Origin of the sequence: Phascolarctobacterium succinatutens (genome assembly GCF_023497905.1) — a bacterium.
Classification (GTDB): domain Bacteria; phylum Bacillota; class Negativicutes; order Acidaminococcales; family Acidaminococcaceae; genus Phascolarctobacterium_A; species Phascolarctobacterium_A succinatutens.
In genome coordinates this window covers 356,040-374,105 of record NZ_CP097284.1, presented here as the reverse complement: position 1 = coordinate 374,105, position 18,066 = coordinate 356,040, and the positions used below count along the sequence as shown (strand labels likewise).

Below are 18,066 nucleotides of genomic sequence, written 5' to 3'. Positions count from 1 at the left end.
CAGCCACACTCGTCACCGTGTGCGTGAGCATGTTCATGCTCGTGGCCGTGGTCGTGTCCGCAGCCACATTCGTCACCGTGCGCATGAGTATGTTCGTGCTCATAGTCGTGGTCATGTCCGCAGCCGCATTCGTCGCCGTGCGCATGTGCGTGAGCGTGTTCTTCATCTTCATGCTTATGATCATTACCACAGCAGCAATCATCGCCATGCTCATGGGAATGCTCTTCATGGTCATGGTCATGATCGTGGTCGTGTCCGCAACCACAAGCATCGCCATGAGTATGCTTAGGCACATGTCCCATAGTTTTATGATCATGATCCTTACCGCAGTGACCGCAGGTGCAGCCTTCCGGATGCTTGCTGTAATCCTCTACACTATTGATATGGCCGTCAATATGACGAAATGCTCTTACATCGCCGGCACCGTTACGGATATCTTCCAAATCTTTCTTCATTGTATCTACCACCTTTCTTTTCAGGTTGTCTCACTCTTCATATGAGTATCTATTCATATGTAATATAAAAAATAATAGGAAAGGTGATAACACCTTTCAGTAAATTCTTTGATACCTATATTATAACACAAATAACGTATGAGTCAATACTCACTCATGAAATTAGTGATAAAAATTCCTAAGAAAAAAATGGGTACAGCACATTCGCCGTACCCACTATAAAAATTGATGGAGAAAATTACTTTAAGATAAGCTCTATGCTTGCGCATATTGCTTTAGGACTGCCTTAATCAAACAGGTGGCAGGCAACCCAATGGCCGTGCTCAACCTCTTTCAGCTCAGGCTTAACCTGTACGCAATGCTCGGTGCAGTGCTCGCAACGGCTGGCAAAGGGACATCCCGGCGGCAGGTCCAGCGGACTCGGGATTTCGCCTTCCAACGGCTCAATCTTTTCTCCCGGCTTGAAGTCTACCTTAAATACAGCACCCATAAGTGCCTTGGTGTACGGATGCTTGCACTGTTCTGCAATGCGGCCGTGCTCCAGCCATTCTACAAGGTTACCCAAGTACATTACCGCAACCTGATGGCACATCAGGTCTACCAGACCGAGGTCATGGGCAATAAACAGATAGGTAATATTTTTTTCTTTTTGAATGCGGCACAGCAGCTCGCAGATTTTTTCCTGTACAGAAACGTCCAGCGCGCTGGTTGCCTCGTCGCACACGATAATCTTCGGTTCAAGTGCCAGAGCGCGGGCAATGCCCAGACGCTGACGCTGACCGCCGGACATACTGTGCGGATAGCGGTCCTTGAATTCAGCAGGCAGCTCAACCATTTCCAGCAGCTCTGCTGCTTTGGCGTCTACCTCGCTGTTTTTTATCAGGCCGAAGTTTTTCAAAGGCTCGGTGAGGATATCCTTAACAAGCATCTTCGGATTGAAGGCAGCAGTAGGATCCTGGAACACCATTTGGATGTTCTTTCTGTCCTGACGCAGCTGTTCACCGCTAGATTTCATCAAATCGTGGCCTTCGAAAATAGCTTCACCGCTGGTAGCAGGGTGAATACGCAGCAGAGTACGCACCAGTGTACTCTTACCGCAGCCGGATTCACCGATGATGCCCAGGGTACGGCCTTCGTATGCACGCAGGGTGATGTCATTGCAGGCAGTCAGAAACTTGCCGCCGTCAACTGCGAATTTTTTGGTAAGGTGGTTAATCTCCAGTACCAGTTTAGTACGTTCATAGGCTGGTTTTTCATTATTGCTCATAATATGTCGTCCCTCCTATGACTGGTACTGCCTTAAGCAGCTGCTTCGTATATTCATCCTGCGGATTTCCGATAACGTCTTCACGCTTGCCATATTCCACAACATGACCGCCCTTCATAACCATCAGCTTGTTGGATACGTAGGAAGCAACGCCCAGGTTATGCGTAACCATAATAACGGCCACGCCGTATTCGTCACGAATATCAACAATCTGACGGATAATCTGTGCCTGAGTAGTTACGTCCAACGCACTGGTAGGTTCATCGGCCAGGAGGATTTTCGGGCTGAAAATCATAGCCATAGCAATACCTACACGCTGACGCATACCACCGGACAGCTCAAACGGATAGCTGTTCATGATATTTTCCGGGTTCGGCAGACGCACGTTAGTCAGCATATCGCAGCACATCTTGTAAGCCTGATCCTTGGACTTATCCGGCTGATGCGCCTGAACATAGTCAATGAACTGTTGGCCGATGCGGCGGATAGGATTAATCATGTTGCCACTGTCCTGGAAAATCATGGACATCTCACTGCCATACATTTTGCGCCATTCATCAGGGGTATTTTGCAATACATCCTTGCCATCAAAGATGATGCTGCCGCGGCTAACGCGGCCAGCACCAGGCAGGCAACCCATAATAGCGCGGATAACGGTTGTTTTGCCACTGCCGGACTCGCCAACGATGGACATAATCTCGCCCTTATCCAATTCTAAGCTAGCACCGGTTACGGTGAGCTTGTCGCCGTAGCTGATGTCTAAATCTTTTACTTCAAGAAGCATTGAACAATTACCTCTTTATTTCTTTAATTAATTATTGTTTCGGGCAAACATCTTTGGTCAGCCAGTAGTAGTCAGCCGGGAAGATATTAGCGTTAGCCAGGCCTGCTTTAGATACCATGTTGGTCTTAGGATAGCCAAAGAACAGAGCTGCGCCGTCATCCAGCAGAATTTGCTGCATTTGAATCATGTAATCGCGACGTTTAGCCGGATCAAATTCTACAGCCAGCTTATCAGACAGTGCATCGTATTGCGGATTGCTGTAGCCGGTGGAGTTTTGCGGCTGGCTGCCGTTGATATTGGTCTTCCAGTACCAGTTCAGGTAAACTTCCGGGTCACCGGTGTTAGCAGTCAGGATGTTGGAAATAATCAAGTCAAATTCACCATTGCGGCGCATCGGGTCAAGTACGTTATAGTCAACGTTCTTCATGTTAACCTTAATACCGATTTTCTTAGCATCAGCTTGGGTAGCTTCTGCATACAGAGGCAGCTCGGCACGGCCGCTGTAGAATACGAAGTCGATTTCCAGGTTCTTGCCGTTTTTATCAACATAGCCGTCGCCGTTGGTATCCTTCCAGCCTGCTTCAGCCAGCAGCTTCTTAGCATTTTCCGGATTGTAAGCATTCGGATCCTTCAGTTGGTCAAAGCCATAGTCCAAGGAAGGCGGAACAGGTGCTTTGCCGGGGATAAAGGTATCTTTCAGCAGAACCTTGTTGTAGGTTTCGCGGTCCAGGCACTGAATCAGAGCAGCACGAACCTTAGGATCATGCAACGGTTTGCCTTCGTTCATATTGATTTGAGCCAATACGGTACGCAGAGAAGCAATTTCGGAAATGTTATATTTAGCTTTATCTTTGAAGAGCTGCAGGTCACCTGCTGCAATGTTGATAGCAAAGTCGATTTCACCTTTTTGCAGTGCCATAGCACGGGTGTTAGGATCGTCGATAGTCGAGATTTCAGCATTTTTGAACGGAACCTTGCCATTCCAGTATTTTTCGTTAGCAACCATTACTGCTTTAGCCTTGCTGTAGGATTTTACAGCATAAGGACCGGTGCAGATAGGACCTTCTTTTTTGATATCACGGTTGGTTACTTTAGTATCAATCATGATGAACAGAGGGTCAGCCAGCATGCCCGGCAGAGTCGGTACAGGTTTTTTGGTTTTGATGATCAGGTTTTGGCCATCAGCTTTGATTTCAGCATATTGGAAGATGGACTGAGCACGGGTGTTCAATTTAAAGGTTCTTTCAATGGACTCTTTTGCAATTTCAGCAGTCAGCTTATCGCCATTGGAGAAGCAAACCTTATCGTTAATGTGGAAGGTCCAGGTCAGTTTATCGTCGGAAATAGTCCATTTATCAGCCAGCCACGGAGTAGCGTTCATTTTCTCGTCGAATTTAACCAGGCATTCGCCCAAGCCGTAACGCATTACAACCCAGCTGAAGAAGTTATCGGCAGGATCCAAGTTATCAGCAAAGTTGGTTACACCGAATTTTACTACTTCGTTGGATACAGCTGCTTTTTTATCGCCACCGCCGCAGCCTGCTGCTGCAAATGCCATTAAGCCGATCATAGCCGCTGCTGCGGTAAATTTTAAGGATTTTTTCATTGTACATCTCTCCATTTCTTATACTCAAGTTAAACAAAAAACGTAAAACATATCTGAAAATCAAAGCTTCACCAAGTAAGCCTTAATCTTCAACATCACCACGCGGGTCAAGCACATCACGCAGATTATCGCCCCACAGGTTGAAAACTACTACGGTAACAAAAATTGCCAGACCAGGGAAGAACATCAGCCAGGGTGCAGTCTGCAGCTGCTGACGGCCTTCGTTCAGCATCAGGCCCCATTCAGGAGCAGGCGGCTGGCTGCCAAAGCCCAGGAAGGATAAACCTGCAAGCTCCATCATCAGAGCACCGATATCTGCTGCTGCGGTAATAACCATCATCGGCAGAATATTAGGCAGGATGTGCACCCAAAGGATATGGCCGGGAGTACCACCATTAACGATGGCTGCTTCTACGAAGTCACGACGTTTTACCTTTAAAACCATACTGCGGGATAAACGCGCGTATTTGGTCCAGCTGACAATCGTCAGCGCAAACACTGCATTAACCAGGCTGCCGCCCATAATACCGGCGATTGCAATTGCCAGAATCATACCGGGGAAGGAAATCATCATATCGGAGATACGCATGATAACCATATCAACCTTACCGCCGAAGTAACCGGAAACAACGCCCATCGTAGTACCTACAACAAATACGCTGGCTACGAGAACCAATACGCCGGTCAGAGAAGCTCGTGCGCCGTACAGCACACGGCTGAAGCAGTCACGGCCTAACTTATCTGTACCAAAAAGATGTTGTGCACCGGGTTCCAAAAAGGCATCTTTCATAGCAGCATGAGTCGGGTCATAGGGAGCAATTACCGGAGCTGCGATTGCTATCAGCAACAGACACAGCACCAGAACAGAGGTTACGGCAAAAGCACGGTTGGTTTTAAAACCATTGATAATTGTTTCCATCTGCTCTTACCTTACCTTTCTCAGACGCGGATCAAGATAATTGTAAGAGATATCAACAATGAGGTTGATAACCATATACATCAACGCAATCCACACGACAACACCTTGTACAAGCTGGAAGTCACGGTAGGTGATAGCTTCAATCGCCATACGGCCAAGACCGGGCCATTGGAAAACCATCTCGATAACCGCAGCACCACCCAGAAGGTTACCTAAAGACAAACCAAGCAAAGTAATCAGCGGCAGCATAGCATTCGGCAGAACCTCTTTCCAGAGGATATGGCTTTCGCTCATACCGCGGGCACGTGCACCGACAACATAGTCCTGATGCAGCTCCTCCAGAATTGCTGTACGTACCTGACGTGTATACTTGGAGGCCATAGCGATAGCCAATGTCAGGGACGGCAGAATCAAGGTATCAATACCAATCTCACCACCAACGATGGGCAGCAGGTCAAGCTTCAGACCAAAAAACCACAGTAGCATCAAGCCTACCCAGAAGCCGGGCATGGATACGCCCATAAAAGTGAAGCCACGCACGATATTGTCAACCATGCTGCCACGCTTTACGGCAGAGTAGATGCCGGCAGGAATTGCCACCACCATCATCATAATCAGAGAAGCCAAGGAAAGTACGATAGTACCGGGAAGGCCCTCCATAAGTGCTTCAACTACAGGCTTTTTAACCATGTAAGAGAAGCCAAGATTGCCCTGTAAAGCTCTTCCTAACCAGTCAAGGTATTGGAAGAAGAAGGGCTTGTCCAGACCTAGTTCAGCACGCAGTGCATCAATTTCGGCCTGACTAACAATAATATCCTCGTTACCTGCAATCATCTGGCGAACAACGTCACCTGGAGCCAGCATTACCAAAGCAAAGGTAATAAAGCTGATACCCAGCAGAACAAGGATGATCTGTCCCAAACGGGACAGAAGCTGCTTTTTCGTCAAAGCACATCATCTCCATCAAAAAAATTTACCCTTCCTGCAAAATGAGCGCAGAAAGGATACATACTTACAATGTGCACAATTGTAATTACATATATTTCCGTCGCTAGCAGGAATATATCAACTGAGGAAATCAACCTGACTTAGCCTTTCGGCCTCACAGTGGCTTGACCGCTACGGATTTGCACCGTATTCCGATTATTACCTGCATAGGCAGGCACCTCAGAAGAGTATAAATTTGAAAAAGGTCTTTATATCGGCAAAAAAGAATAATCTAATACTTATGAATTTATAATAGCATTAATTCTCATAATTTGCAACTACTTATGAATTTATAATAGCATTAATTCTCATAATTTGCAACAAATTTGTAATGAAAACGTTGCTTATGCAAATATTCTTCTCAAAGAAGACAAATAGAATAAAAGTATTATCGATTGAGACAGCATAAAGCCTAACAAGGCCAGCCACAGTCCGCTGTTACCCCAAAGCGGCACCAGCTGCCACTGCAAAAGGTAAAATACTAAGAGTGCCATCAGCATCATGTTACGTACCGGTGCGGTTTTGGTAGCTCCGCAGAAAACTCCGTAAAGCACCATGCCGATACCGGCGCAGACAGGATAGAACAAAACGAATACATTGTAGGTCATAGCCATCGCTACAACCTCTTCAATATTAGTAAACAGGAGGATAAAAAATTCATTGCCCAGATGGTAGCCGAGCATCAGAATAGCGACCAGTACCACCAGCCATTTGAAGGTCATTTTTATGGTAGCGGCAAACAGCTTACCGTTCTTCGCACCTACCGCACGGCCGCTGAAAATCGCCGCGCCGTTCGCCATACCATCAATCAGATAGCTCATAATATCCTTGAGCTGCAGCAGTACAGCATTAGCTGCCAGCACCACAGTACCGAAGGAAGCTCCGACTGCCGCAATAATGTTGTTGACGGTCAGCAGGCAGGCAGTACGAATCATCAGGTTGACGTTTACCTGCAGCATGCCGATAAACTCACGCCAATCCAGCAGCTCGCTCCAAGGCAACGCCTTGTAATCAAAATCACCGTAATAGTACATCAGTACTACACTCAAGATACCGCCGTAAAGCTGACTTAGCAAAGTAGCAAAAGCCACGCCCGTAATATCCATATGCAGCCAAAAAACAAACCAGATACTCAGCGCCATGTTCAGCACGTTCATGGAAACCTGCATAAACACACTCGCCCGCACCCGCGTCTGGCCCATGAGCCAACCAAGGGTCACATAGTTACCAAAAACCAGCGGTGCACCCCAGATAAGGATGTAATAATAATCACGGCATAGCTCGTTAACCTCCGGTGCAGCACCAATCATGGCCAGATACAGTTCCAAAATCGGCTTTTGGAAAAGGATGCAGCAGGCACTTATCAGCATTGCCAGAACCAAGGGCTTAAAAAAGGCGAGCATACCAAGTCTTTTATCGGCAGCGCCAAAGGCCTGTGCCGCATAACCGGTAGTACTCACACGTAAAAAACCAAATAACCAATATAAATTGTTGAACAAAATAGCTCCAAGAGAAACTGCTGCAATATATTTAGGGTCAGGAAGCTGCCCCATTACTGCAGTATTTACCGCACCCATCAAAGGCTGCGTCATTGTCGACAGCATAAACGGTACTGTCAGTCCCAAGTATTCCCTATCAGTCAGAAGGTTCACTTTATCTATCTCCCTTGTTTATTCGCACTAAATTTTATTTTAAAAAAACATCTTGTGTGAATAGCTTATCATATGTTATAATTTATTGCAAGTAAAAAAAGTAGCAATTGCCAAAAATATTTCTGCGGAAAATTTGCCATTCTTCGCAAAAGAAAAATTTATACGCCATTGCTTAATTTTTTAGACTTCAGTTAGCTGACGCTAATAGAAAAATTATTATAAAAAGTATGAGAAATATATCAAAGGAGTGAGCACATGTCTGACACACTAAAGGTATGTGGACTGACTATTGAACGTGGCACTAAACTGCGTACGTACCTGCCTGTCCCGGACACCAATGTAAAAATCCCTCTGACTATTATCAACGGTGACCAAGACGGTCCCACCCTGCTTATTACCGCAGGCATCCACGGCGGCGAATATCCCGGTATCGCCGCAGCAATGGAGCTGGGCCGCGATATTGAGCCTGAGCACGTAGCAGGCTGCCTGATTATGATGCACCCGGTAAATATCCAGGGCTTCTGGGCACGTCGCGAAATGATTGTTCCTGAAGACGGCAAAAACCTGAACCGCGTTTTCCCCGGTGACCCCATGGGAACGCTTGCCGATAAAACTGCATATTTAATCAGCAATAACTTCTTCTCTATTGCCGATTTTTATGTAGACATGCACAGCGGCGATATCCACGAAAGCCTGCATCCCTATGTTTACTACCCCGGCCAGCCTACGCCTGAAGTAGAAAAGAAATCCCGTTCCGTGGCACGCGTACTCGATATGGAATATATGGTACGTTCGCTTGCAACCGGCGGTGCCTATAACTACGCCGCCAGCACCGGACTTCCTTCTATCCTTATCGAACGCGGCGGTGCCGGTCTCTGCCTGCACGAGGATATCGAAGCCTACAAGGATGATATCCGCAATATCCTGCGCAAGCTGAAAATGTTCTCCCTGCCTGTAAAGCCACGCCATCACTCTCCGCGTGATGTAGAAAATCTTATTTATCTGGAAGCGCTGGAAACAGGCTGCTGGCTGCACCACATCCATAGCGGCGATTTTGTTGAGGAAGGCCAGGTTTTGGGACGCATTACCGACGTTTTCGGCAATACGCTGACAACCTATTACGCAGAGCAGACAGGCGTAATCCTTTACGTCTGCCCTGCACTGGCATCTCCCAAGGGCACCATTCTTGTAGCCTACGGCACCATCAAGGAATTTGATGACGAAGAGTAAAAATTGCTTGATGGCCTTTATCGATTAGCCATAGGTATCCTCCTGCTTAAGTTAGCACTTAATCTCTATGCAGGAATTTTTTCTCTGAAAACTGTAAAATATTTTGCAAAAACCGCTTGACAAAGCCTTTGCTAACCGCTTATAATTCAGATAATCTCTTTGCACTGCAATTTTAGCTACAGTACAAACTGATCAGGCGGTAAACCTTCTTCCGGGTTTTTGCAGCCGGGCCCTCTGGGCAGCAGACCTTGACGCAACGTCTGCGGGACAGTTAACTACTATCTCGCAGGCGTTTTTTATATGTAAAAAGGCCTGCAAAAATGCAAAGATCACTTTAGGAGGTTTTATTATGAAATTTGAAAATGATGCCGAAAGAATCGCTATGATTGTTTCCATCAACAGTATTATCGGTAATCTGCTTTTATCATTGGGCAAGCTTATTGCCGGTTTCGTCGCCCAATCCGCTGCCATGGTTTCCGACGGTATCCACTCTGCGTCCGATGTTTTCGGTACCCTCATTGTTATGGCCGGCGTAAAATTTTCCAACAAGGCTTCGGATGATGACCATCCTTACGGCCACGAGCGTATTGAATGCATTGCAGCTATTCTTTTGGCAATAATCCTGACGATTATCGCACTGCTCATCGGCTACAGTGGTTACGAAAAAATCGTAGGTGACCCTGCTGAGCTGGAAATCCCCGGCCAGCTTGCTCTGTGGGCAGCCATTATTTCCATTGTTGCTAAGGAAGCAATGTTCTGGTACACCCGCAACGCTGCACAAAAAATCAATTCCGGCGCACTGATGGCAGAAGCATGGCATCACCGCAGTGACGCTATGAGCTCCGTCGGCGCTTTTATCGGTATTTTGGGCGCACGCATGGGCTATCCTATTTTAGACCCCATCGCCAGCCTGGTAATCTGCGTGATGATTTTATATGCTGCCTACGAAGTATTCAAGGATTCTATGGATAAAATGGTTGACCGCAGCTGCGATGAAGAAACTACCATCGCAATGGAAGACCTTGTTTCCCGTGTTCCAGGCGTAGAGCATCTCGACAGTCTGCACAGCCGCCTTTTCGGCAGCCGTATCTACGTTGATATTGAAATCAGCGTCAAGGATAACCTTACCCTGCTGCAGGCACATCACATCGCAGAAATGGTACACACCGCTGTTGAAGCAAACTTTCCGCTGGTAAAGCATTGCATGGTGCATGTCAACCCTTTGAGCGAGGACAGCCATGAATCCTGCACTATGCTGCCTCCGGACTTGCGTCCGCACAATCAGAATAATTAAACAAAACTCAGCTTACGCCACATAAAATAATTTTAAATTTTTCTTGATATACCCTCTTGACAAGCTATCTTAAGGGGGTATATAATTTAGGTAATTAATGAGTGATTGCTCATATGTATTATTGAACATATTAATAAATGCATGGAGGTATCTGCTAATGAAAAAGATGTTATTTATTCTTGTCAGCATGCTGTGCCTGCTTTTATCAGCCGGCTGCGGCAGCGACAAACAGGCAGCGCAAGCACCTGCCGCCGACAAGGTGTTGCGTGTGGCAACATCACCTGCTTCTCCGCCCTTTGAGCTTTATCTTAAGGAGCAAAATAAATTTACCGGTTTTGATATCGATTTAATCAACGATGTAGCAAAAAAAATGGGCTATGACAAGGTTGAATTTATCAATACCCCGTTCGACGAGCTTCTGCCCGGCCTGAATCAGAAAAAATATGATATTGCCATGAACAACTTCAGTAAAACCAAGGCACGTTCCATTGACTATGCTGCAAGTGATTCCTATGCCAAGGCTGCTTTCTCTATTGTTGCCAAAAAAGGCAGCAAACTTAAAGCAGACATCGACAGCATGAACGGCCGTAAGGTTGCCATCAAAAAAGGCTCTTCCTCTGAGCGTGTTGTAAAATCCTTCCCCGGCAGCATCATTGTTGAATATCCGGAAAATGCCAGCGCTTTACATGCAGTAGAAACCGGCGAAGCAGATTACGCTATCTGCGGTAACCTGACCACTGCTTACTATATGACTCATACCGATGACGACAATTGCCTGCAGGTTGTAGGCCATTCCGAACGCCAGGATGATCTTGTTGTCTATGCTGAAAAAGGAAATGAAGAGCTGATTAAAAAGTTTAACGTTGCTTTGAGCGACTATAAAAAAAGCGGCGAATACAAAAGACTCATCAAATTCTACTTCGGCGATATCGAAAAACAGTCCTGATACACCCCTAACTCAGCTAAAAGCTAATAGCTTATATATATCACACCCCTTACAATACTCTTTTTATAATACTCCTTATCAGCCGGCACTCCTAAAGCCGGCGAACAAACACCCAACTCATCAAAAAGCAGAAAAGCCTTGCAGTAAGTCCAAACTGCAAGGCTTTTTTGCTGTATTTTTATATTCAATTTAATCCTCCGGATGCAGCTTAATGCAGGACGCACGCACCGCCCTATGCCAGCCACGCAGCAGATGATTACGAGTTTCTTCATCCATATCAGGCATAAAGGTCTGCTCAATAACGTGATTGCCCTTAATCATTTCCTTGTCATCCCAATAGCCTACTGCCAGACCTGCAAGATAGGCAGCGCCCATGGCAGTGGTTTCAATGCAGCTCGGGCGTTCCACCTTAACATTGATGATGTCCGCCTGCGTCTGCATCAGGAAGCTGTTGGCACAGGCACCGCCATCAACCTGCAGCGAGCTCAGCTTAATACCGCTGTCCTCCTCCATAGCCTTCAGTACGTCGTACACCTGATAAGCAATAGCTTCGAGCGTTGCACGCACAATATGATTACGGTTAACACCGCGCGTAAGGCCTACAATCGCACCGCGCGCATATTGGTTCCAATGCGGCGCACCCAAGCCTACAAAAGCAGGAACCATGTAGCAGCCGTTGGAATCGGGCACAGATTTCGCCATAGCTTCGGATTCGGCAGCATTGCGAATCAGCCCCAGCTCATCACGCAGCCATTGGATAGCAGCACCGGCAACAAAAATGGAGCCTTCAAGCGCATATTCCACCTTGCCGTCTACACCCCAGGCGATAGTTGTAACAAGACCGTTTTTGCTGTCTACAGGCTTTTCGCCGGTATTCATCAGCATAAAACCGCCCGTACCGTAGGTATTTTTTGCTTCGCCGGGTGCAAAGCAGGTCTGTCCGAACAGCGCACATTGCTGGTCACCTGCAGCGCCGGCGATAGGAATAGAAGCCTCAAAAAGCTTGGCATCGGTAGAACCGTATACACAGCTGGATGGTTTAACCTCCGGCAACATTTGGCGCGGAATGCCCAAAACAGTCAGGATTTCGTCATCCCATTGCAGAGTATGAATATTAAACATCAATGTACGCGAAGCATTGGAATAATCCGTAACATGAACCTTACCGCCGGTCAGCTTCCAGATAATCCAGCTGTCAATAGTACCGAACAGCAGCTGTCCTGCTTCCGCACGCTCGCGTGCATGAGGTACGTTTTCCAGAATCCAGTGCAGCTTGGTACCGGAGAAATAAGCATCCAGAACCAGGCCTGTCTTTTCACGGAACATATTAGCATAGCCACGGATTTTCAGTAAATCGCAATATTCAGCGGTACGACGGCACTGCCAAACAATCGCCTTGCAGATAGGACGACCGGTGTTCTTGTCCCAAACTACGGTAGTTTCGCGCTGGTTCGTAATACCGATACCGGCAATATCAGCCGGAGTAACATCCAGCTTGCTCATTGCCTCGTACATCAGGCCTACCTGAGTAGCCCAGATTTCCTCGGCATCATGCTCTACCCAGCCTGCCTGCGGATAATACTGCGTAAACTCCTTTTGTGCTACGCTGCAGATTTCTCCATGCTTGTCAAATAAAATACAGCGGCAGCTGGTAGTTCCCAAATCCAGCGCCATGATATATTTATTCTTCATACTTTCACGACCTTTCCTTGATATTTTTAAGTATAACACAAAACATAAGGAGCCGCCACTTTCGTAGCAGCTCCTGAAAAAGCATATTTAATTATATGTGATTGGAATCCTGATAATGTATACGGTGCCTTATCGGACGTCTTATAAATTAGGCAAGAACATTACCAACCCCGGAACATAGGTGACAATAAGTAATGCTACTAACAACGCTACGATAAACGGCCAAACTTCCTTGAAGAATTCGCCGAGCGGCGTTTCCGTTATCGCACAAACCGTAAACATCATCGAACCGAACGGTGGCGTCAGACCGCCGATCATAATGTTAACAATACAGATAATACCGAAGTGTACAGGGTCTACACCCAGTTTGGTTACAACAGGAACCAGCAGCGGAGCCAGAATAATCAGTGCAGCGCCACCCTCAAGGAACATGCCCAAAATCAGCAGCAGGATATTTACCAGCATCAGCATCATGTACGGATTGCGGGTAAAGTCAAGCATTGCGGAAGTTATATGCTGCGGAATACGCTCCCAGTTCAGATAATAGCCAAAGAAAGAAGCTGCAACGATAATCAGTACAACGGAGCTGGTACCGTAAATAGTTTCCTTCATAATAGGCCAGGCATATTCCCATTTCAGCTCCTTATAAATGAAGACACCTACCAAGATGCAATATACTACTGCTACAGCGCCTGCCTCGGACGGAGTGAACATACCCATGCGCAGGCCGGCAATAATACCGAACGGGAACAGCAGCGCCCAGATAGATTCCTTAAGCTGAGTCATGATTTCGCCGAAGGTAGCAGCCTTTTCACGCGAAGGCTTGTATCCACGCTTTTTGGAAACAATGGCAACAACAATCATCATAGATACTGCCATGAGAATGCCGGGCACATAGCCTGCCATAAACATTTTAGTTACGGATACGCTGGCAATCAGCGCATAAATAATCAGGTTAATTCCGGGAGGAATTACAGGCGTACTTGCGGAGGATGCAGCTGTTACCGCGGCACTGAAGGCTCTGCCGTAACCACGCTTTTCCATTTCCGGAACAAGCATTTTACTCTGCATAGCAGCATCAGCGTTAGCACTGCCGGAAACACCGCCCATCAGCAGGCTGAGCAGTACGTTAACCTGAGCCAGACCGCCGGTCATATGACCCATGAGCACGTCGGTAAATTTCATCAGCTTATCGCTGATACCGGCATAGTTCATGATGGAGCCTGCCATAATAAAGAAGGGAATTGCCAGCAGCGGGAAGGACTGCGTGCTGGTAATAATACGTTGGAATACCAGATGCGCAGGAGAAGTCGCATCCAAAAAGGTAAAGTAGGAAATCGTTGCACCGAACAGGGCATAAGCGATTGGAATACTGGAAAAATAAAGCACAAAAACGATGATGACGGGCAAATAAGCCATTATTTTTCCTCCTTTCCGGAACCGGTAACATCCTGCCAGACAAATTTAATAGAATACATGGTCATGAGTACAAACGCAATCAGTACGGAAGAACTGATATAAACGGAAGAAATACCCAGTACCGGGGTCATTTTCGTATAGGATTTGGAAATATAGATAATAGAAAGATAAGACATGTAGCCGTTGAGCGCGACAAGAATAACGTCGGTAATCAGGCCGATAGCCTTCTGCATACCTTGGGGCATTCTCTTAACAATGATATCAACGCCAACGTGACCACGATGCTTGAATACGGCAACAGCGCCGATAAATACCGACCAGACAAAGCAGCCGGTAGCAACCTCTTCAGACCAAACAAGGCCGGAGTTAAAAACATAACGCAGAACAATATTGATGACAACAAGGATAGTAGTAATGCTGATGAAAAATGCAGCAACTAAATCTTCCAGATTATTTAGCACGAAGCTCAGGTTTTTACCCAAAATTTTACCTCCATTTTTTATAGTAATACTTATGCAAAGGAAGGAGCTGTCACGCCGCATACATGCAGCGTGGTAGCTCCTTAGTGTTTCATTATAACGGTTTAGTAATGTTGAAAAAATCTACAGCTTATTTTGCAGCGCGGATTTTTGCCAGCTCAGCTTTCAGCTTTTCATAGATACCAGGAGTTGCGCCTTCTTTTTCTTCCATCTGTTTGAATACAGGTTCGGTAGCTTTTTCGAAAGCAACATGGTCAACATCGTTGAATTTTACGCCCTTGCTTTCCAGTTCCTTATAAACCTTGTTATAGGATTCGGTGGAAATCTTGGTCATTTCTTTACCGCCGTAAGCAAATTCTTCAGCAACGATCTTCTGATCTTCCGGAGACAGGCTGTTGAATACTTTGGTGGAAATGTATACGCCGCAGGTACCCAGGAAATGCTTGGTGGTAGCTACGTTTTTAACGTGCTCATAGCATTTGGTACCGATATTGGTGAATTCGGAGCCTTCCAGACCATCTACAACGCCTTGGGAAACGCCGGACAGAGTTTCGGAGAACGGCAGGCTGGTAGCAGTAGCGCCCATAGCATTGATGGTGTCAATGAACAGCTTGCTGCCGGGAGTACGCAGTTTCAGGCCTTTCATGTCTTCAGGTTTAGTAATAACCTTGTTGGTCATAACATTACGGAAGCCGAAGATGTAGTCCAGAGCCAGAACCTTAATACCTTTTTCTTCAGCTTTCTTTTCCATATCCTTAACCAACGGAGTTTCAATCATCTTCTCATATTCGTCATAAGATTGATACAGCATCGGACCAACCAAAGGTTTGAAATCAGGTACATAGTCACCCAGATAAGACGGGTCTTCTACAGAAATAAAGTTGGCACCGTTAGCAACCTGCTCCAGACCATCCTTGTAGCAAGCCAGCTGGTTTTGACCAAAGCATTGAATTTCTACACGGCCATTGGTTTTCTTCTTGATACGTTCAGCAACCAATTCCATGGATTTGTACAGCTGCTCATCGGGAGAAAATACATGGCTCAGCTTCAAAACAACCTTTTTGTCAGAACCTGCTGCCTTTTCATCCTTTTTGTCAGAACCGCCGCAACCGGTCAGCGCCAACATCATAACAGACATTAACAGAAGAGCTACGATCTTTTTCATGTTCATCCTCCTAAATCCCTTGTTGAATTTTGTTGAAATTTATTATTATAGAGATTCCCGTTTTGAATCTAATATCATATTAACAGAGTGACACAGAATTGTCAATAATTTTACGCATATTTAGCAAATGCACTTGCAGTCTTGCTTTTGGCCGTTTTTTATCCCTATTGGCCTTATTGTGTCCCACTTGTTTTTTCGCTTATCTTATGCTAAGATAGTGTTGAACATTATTGAAAATTTCAAGGAGGAATAGAAATGGTTCAAATTTTTGCGCACCGCGGCTTCAGCGGCTATTATCCTGAAAATACTATGCTTGCTTTCCAAAAGGTAGCAGAAGAAACTGTTGCTGACGGCATTGAACTGGATATCCAGCTCACCAAAGACGGTGAAATCGTTATCATGCATGACGAAATGCTCGACCGCACCACTAACGGCAGCGGCTGGCTGAAGGACCATACCCTGGAAGAGCTGAAAATGCTTTCTGTAGGCGTTAATGTCAAAGGCTTCTTCCCTCGCCAAACCATTCCTACATTACGCGAATATTTCACCTGGCTGAAAACCACCAAGCTGATTACCAATATCGAGCTCAAAACCAGCTATTTTGAATATGAAGGCATTGAAGAAAAGCTCATTGCTATGGTCAAGGAATTCGGTCTGGAAGACCAGATCTGGTATTCTTCCTTCAACCATTACACTGTTGCCAGAATCAAAAAACTGATGCCGGAAGCAAAATGCGGTCTTTTAACCGACACCTGGCTGATGAACATCGGTGAATATGCTGCTTCCCAAGGCGCTGCAAGTGTTAACGCTCGCACCTATTTCTGTGCTAAGGAAGGCGTTGCTGCTGATCTGCACGCACACAACATCGCTCTGCAGGCATGGACTCCTAACGATGCTGAAATGATGCAGGAGCTGGTTGATGCCGGTGTTGACGTTCTGATTACCAATTATCCTGACATTGCCGCAAAGGTTTTAGGCAGATAATTTATATCAGCAACCTGATACATAATTAAATTAGAAAGGATTGTGTTTATGCCTAAGAAGGTTACCCTGAAGGATATTGCTGCCAAGGCAGGTCTTTCGCCTGCCAGCGTATCGATGATTCTCAACAGGCGCAGTATTGACCGTTTCAATGCAGAAACTGTTGAACAGGTCTACGCTATCGCCACTGAGCTCGGCTACAAAAGCAGCAAGGAAAAGGCCTACGCCCTCGTCAGGCCCTCAGATACACTGATTATTATTATCTGTCCTTCATTATTCAATCCTTTCTATACTACTATTATCCAGGGTATTGAAATCGCTGCCCGTAAGCAGGGCTTTGTCACCTCCGTCCGCACCACCTATTGGGATACGGATACGGAAAAATTTATCATGGAGCAGGCCCGTAAATTCAACGTTGCCGGTGTCATCTTTGCCATGATTCCCCAACAGCCGCAGCTGGCATATCAGCTGAGCAAATATCTGCCGGTTGTTGCCATCGGTGACAGACGCAGTGATCTGGAGCTTGCTACAGTAGATATGAATAATTTTACTGCAGGTCAGCTCATCGGCAAGCATCTTACGGATTTGGGACATAAACATGTTGCCTATCTTTCTACAACGCTCAACGATCAGCACACCTCACGTGTGCGCCGCTATCAGGGTCTGGAGGATGCCTGCAAGGCAGCAGATGCCAAGCTTTCCCTCTTCACCCAAGAGATTACTTCTGACTACGAGCTTTCGCACGTTGAAGTAGAATACAGCACAGGCTATGAGCTTGCCAAACGCTGTCTTGATACAGCGCCTGAAACAACAGCCATGGTCGCTATCAACGATATGGTTGCCTATGGTGCATATAATGCCATTATCGACAGAGGCCTAAGGATTCCCGATGATATCAGCCTTTGCGGCTTCGATAACATCTTCCCCTCGTATCTGCGCGGTGTCAGCCTCACAACTATCGACAACTCGCTGACAGAATGCGGCAAAAGCGCCTTTAAGCTGTTGCAGGAGGAAATAGCCAGCTACGAGCACCACGGTAAATTTGAGCCTATTACCCATGTAGAATACAAATGCCGTCTTGTTGCCCGCTCCAGCAGCGGCACTGCTCCCATGCGTTGACAATTCCCGCAGGATACTGTACAATAAAGCCTACATAGTTTCTATGAATTAAAGAATTGTGCAGGTTTTAA

Annotated in this window: 15 protein-coding genes and 2 riboswitches; of the genes, 5 read left to right on the top strand and 10 right to left on the bottom strand. The window is 46.3% G+C overall.

The window, feature by feature from the left end:
• Nucleotides 1-741 precede the first annotated feature (741 nt).
• The 6 genes from M5E81_RS01810 to M5E81_RS01785 form a co-directional block, all read right to left on the bottom strand.
• A complete protein-coding gene (locus tag M5E81_RS01810; RefSeq protein ID WP_249747735.1) occupies nt 742-1,722 on the bottom strand; it encodes an ABC transporter ATP-binding protein in 981 nt (326 codons plus the stop codon).
• A complete protein-coding gene (locus tag M5E81_RS01805; protein ID WP_249747734.1) occupies nt 1,712-2,506 on the bottom strand; it encodes an ABC transporter ATP-binding protein in 795 nt (264 codons plus the stop codon). The genes M5E81_RS01810 and M5E81_RS01805 overlap by 11 nt, the downstream gene beginning before the upstream one ends.
• A 31-nt stretch (nt 2,507-2,537) precedes the next feature.
• The gene (locus tag M5E81_RS01800; protein WP_249747733.1) at nt 2,538-4,112 is read right to left on the bottom strand and encodes an ABC transporter substrate-binding protein; all 1,575 of its coding nucleotides are present in this window, start codon (nt 4,110-4,112) and stop codon (nt 2,538-2,540) included.
• 82 nt (nt 4,113-4,194) lie between these two features.
• Nucleotides 4,195-5,031: a nickel transporter permease gene (gene nikC / locus M5E81_RS01795; RefSeq protein ID WP_009144811.1), complete on the bottom strand. Its 837-nt coding sequence runs from the start codon at nt 5,029-5,031 to the stop codon at nt 4,195-4,197.
• A 6-nt stretch (nt 5,032-5,037) separates the two neighbouring features.
• A complete protein-coding gene (gene nikB, locus M5E81_RS01790) occupies nt 5,038-5,979 on the bottom strand; it encodes a nickel ABC transporter permease (protein ID WP_009144812.1) in 942 nt (313 codons plus the stop codon).
• 108 nt (nt 5,980-6,087) lie between these two features.
• Nucleotides 6,088-6,216, bottom strand: a riboswitch (cobalamin riboswitch).
• Between the two features lie 146 nt (nt 6,217-6,362).
• A complete protein-coding gene (locus M5E81_RS01785) occupies nt 6,363-7,670 on the bottom strand; it encodes an MATE family efflux transporter (protein ID WP_249747732.1) in 1,308 nt (435 codons plus the stop codon).
• A gap of 255 nt (nt 7,671-7,925) precedes the next feature.
• Here M5E81_RS01785 and M5E81_RS01780 point away from each other — a divergent pair, with 255 nt between their 5' ends.
• From M5E81_RS01780 to M5E81_RS01770, 3 genes are all read left to right on the top strand, one after another.
• Entirely contained in the window at nt 7,926-8,900 is a 975-nt protein-coding gene (locus tag M5E81_RS01780; RefSeq protein WP_249747731.1) for a M14 family metallopeptidase, read from the top strand.
• Between the two features lie 178 nt (nt 8,901-9,078).
• Nucleotides 9,079-9,173, top strand: a riboswitch (NiCo riboswitch).
• A 76-nt stretch (nt 9,174-9,249) separates the two neighbouring features.
• Nucleotides 9,250-10,194, top strand: coding sequence for a cation diffusion facilitator family transporter (locus M5E81_RS01775; RefSeq protein WP_249747730.1), 945 nt, complete (start codon nt 9,250-9,252; stop codon nt 10,192-10,194).
• Nucleotides 10,195-10,351: 157 nt separating this feature from the next.
• Nucleotides 10,352-11,140, top strand: a complete 789-nt coding sequence (locus M5E81_RS01770) for an ABC transporter substrate-binding protein (protein WP_249747729.1) — start codon at nt 10,352-10,354, stop codon at nt 11,138-11,140.
• Between the two features lie 189 nt (nt 11,141-11,329).
• On the opposite strand, the gene glpK is transcribed toward M5E81_RS01770, so the two are convergent.
• The 4 genes from glpK to M5E81_RS01750 all read right to left on the bottom strand — a co-directional run bounded on the left by glpK (nt 11,330) and on the right by M5E81_RS01750 (nt 15,901).
• Entirely contained in the window at nt 11,330-12,832 is a 1,503-nt protein-coding gene (gene glpK, locus M5E81_RS01765) for a glycerol kinase GlpK (RefSeq protein ID WP_249747728.1), read from the bottom strand.
• 141 nt (nt 12,833-12,973) lie between these two features.
• Complete coding sequence (locus tag M5E81_RS01760) at nt 12,974-14,251, bottom strand: TRAP transporter large permease (protein WP_009144819.1); 1,278 nt, start codon at nt 14,249-14,251, stop codon at nt 12,974-12,976.
• Complete coding sequence (locus M5E81_RS01755; RefSeq protein WP_040564727.1) at nt 14,251-14,733, bottom strand: TRAP transporter small permease; 483 nt, start codon at nt 14,731-14,733, stop codon at nt 14,251-14,253. Before M5E81_RS01755 ends, M5E81_RS01760 begins: the two co-directional genes overlap by 1 nt.
• Nucleotides 14,734-14,860: 127 nt before the next feature.
• Nucleotides 14,861-15,901 (bottom strand): C4-dicarboxylate TRAP transporter substrate-binding protein, encoded by a 1,041-nt coding sequence (locus tag M5E81_RS01750; RefSeq protein WP_367317904.1) that lies wholly within the window; start codon nt 15,899-15,901, stop codon nt 14,861-14,863.
• Nucleotides 15,902-16,150: 249 nt separating this feature from the next.
• Between M5E81_RS01750 and M5E81_RS01745 the strand changes: the two genes are divergently transcribed.
• Complete coding sequence (locus M5E81_RS01745) at nt 16,151-16,879, top strand: glycerophosphodiester phosphodiesterase (protein ID WP_009144822.1); 729 nt, start codon at nt 16,151-16,153, stop codon at nt 16,877-16,879.
• Between the two features lie 48 nt (nt 16,880-16,927).
• Complete coding sequence (locus M5E81_RS01740) at nt 16,928-17,995, top strand: LacI family DNA-binding transcriptional regulator (RefSeq protein WP_249747726.1); 1,068 nt, start codon at nt 16,928-16,930, stop codon at nt 17,993-17,995.
• Nucleotides 17,996-18,066 lie beyond the last annotated feature (71 nt).

What these genes read in the sequence shown, in the direction of transcription:
- M5E81_RS01750 (WP_367317904.1), bottom strand. Translation starts at nt 15,901, where the DNA reads ATGAACATGAAAAAGATCGTAGCTCTTCTGTTAATGTCTGTTATGATG.
- M5E81_RS01775 (WP_249747730.1), top strand. Translation starts at nt 9,250, where the DNA reads ATGAAATTTGAAAATGATGCCGAAAGAATCGCTATGATTGTTTCCATC.
- M5E81_RS01760 (WP_009144819.1), bottom strand. Translation starts at nt 14,251, where the DNA reads ATGGCTTATTTGCCCGTCATCATCGTTTTTGTGCTTTATTTTTCCAGT.
- M5E81_RS01745 (WP_009144822.1), top strand. Translation starts at nt 16,151, where the DNA reads ATGGTTCAAATTTTTGCGCACCGCGGCTTCAGCGGCTATTATCCTGAA.
- M5E81_RS01800 (WP_249747733.1), bottom strand. Translation starts at nt 4,112, where the DNA reads ATGAAAAAATCCTTAAAATTTACCGCAGCAGCGGCTATGATCGGCTTA.
- nikC (WP_009144811.1), bottom strand. Translation starts at nt 5,031, where the DNA reads ATGGAAACAATTATCAATGGTTTTAAAACCAACCGTGCTTTTGCCGTA.
- M5E81_RS01805 (WP_249747734.1), bottom strand. Translation starts at nt 2,506, where the DNA reads ATGCTTCTTGAAGTAAAAGATTTAGACATCAGCTACGGCGACAAGCTC.
- M5E81_RS01780 (WP_249747731.1), top strand. Translation starts at nt 7,926, where the DNA reads ATGTCTGACACACTAAAGGTATGTGGACTGACTATTGAACGTGGCACT.
- M5E81_RS01810 (WP_249747735.1), bottom strand. Translation starts at nt 1,722, where the DNA reads ATGAGCAATAATGAAAAACCAGCCTATGAACGTACTAAACTGGTACTG.
- M5E81_RS01770 (WP_249747729.1), top strand. Translation starts at nt 10,352, where the DNA reads ATGAAAAAGATGTTATTTATTCTTGTCAGCATGCTGTGCCTGCTTTTA.
- M5E81_RS01740 (WP_249747726.1), top strand. Translation starts at nt 16,928, where the DNA reads ATGCCTAAGAAGGTTACCCTGAAGGATATTGCTGCCAAGGCAGGTCTT.
- glpK (WP_249747728.1), bottom strand. Translation starts at nt 12,832, where the DNA reads ATGAAGAATAAATATATCATGGCGCTGGATTTGGGAACTACCAGCTGC.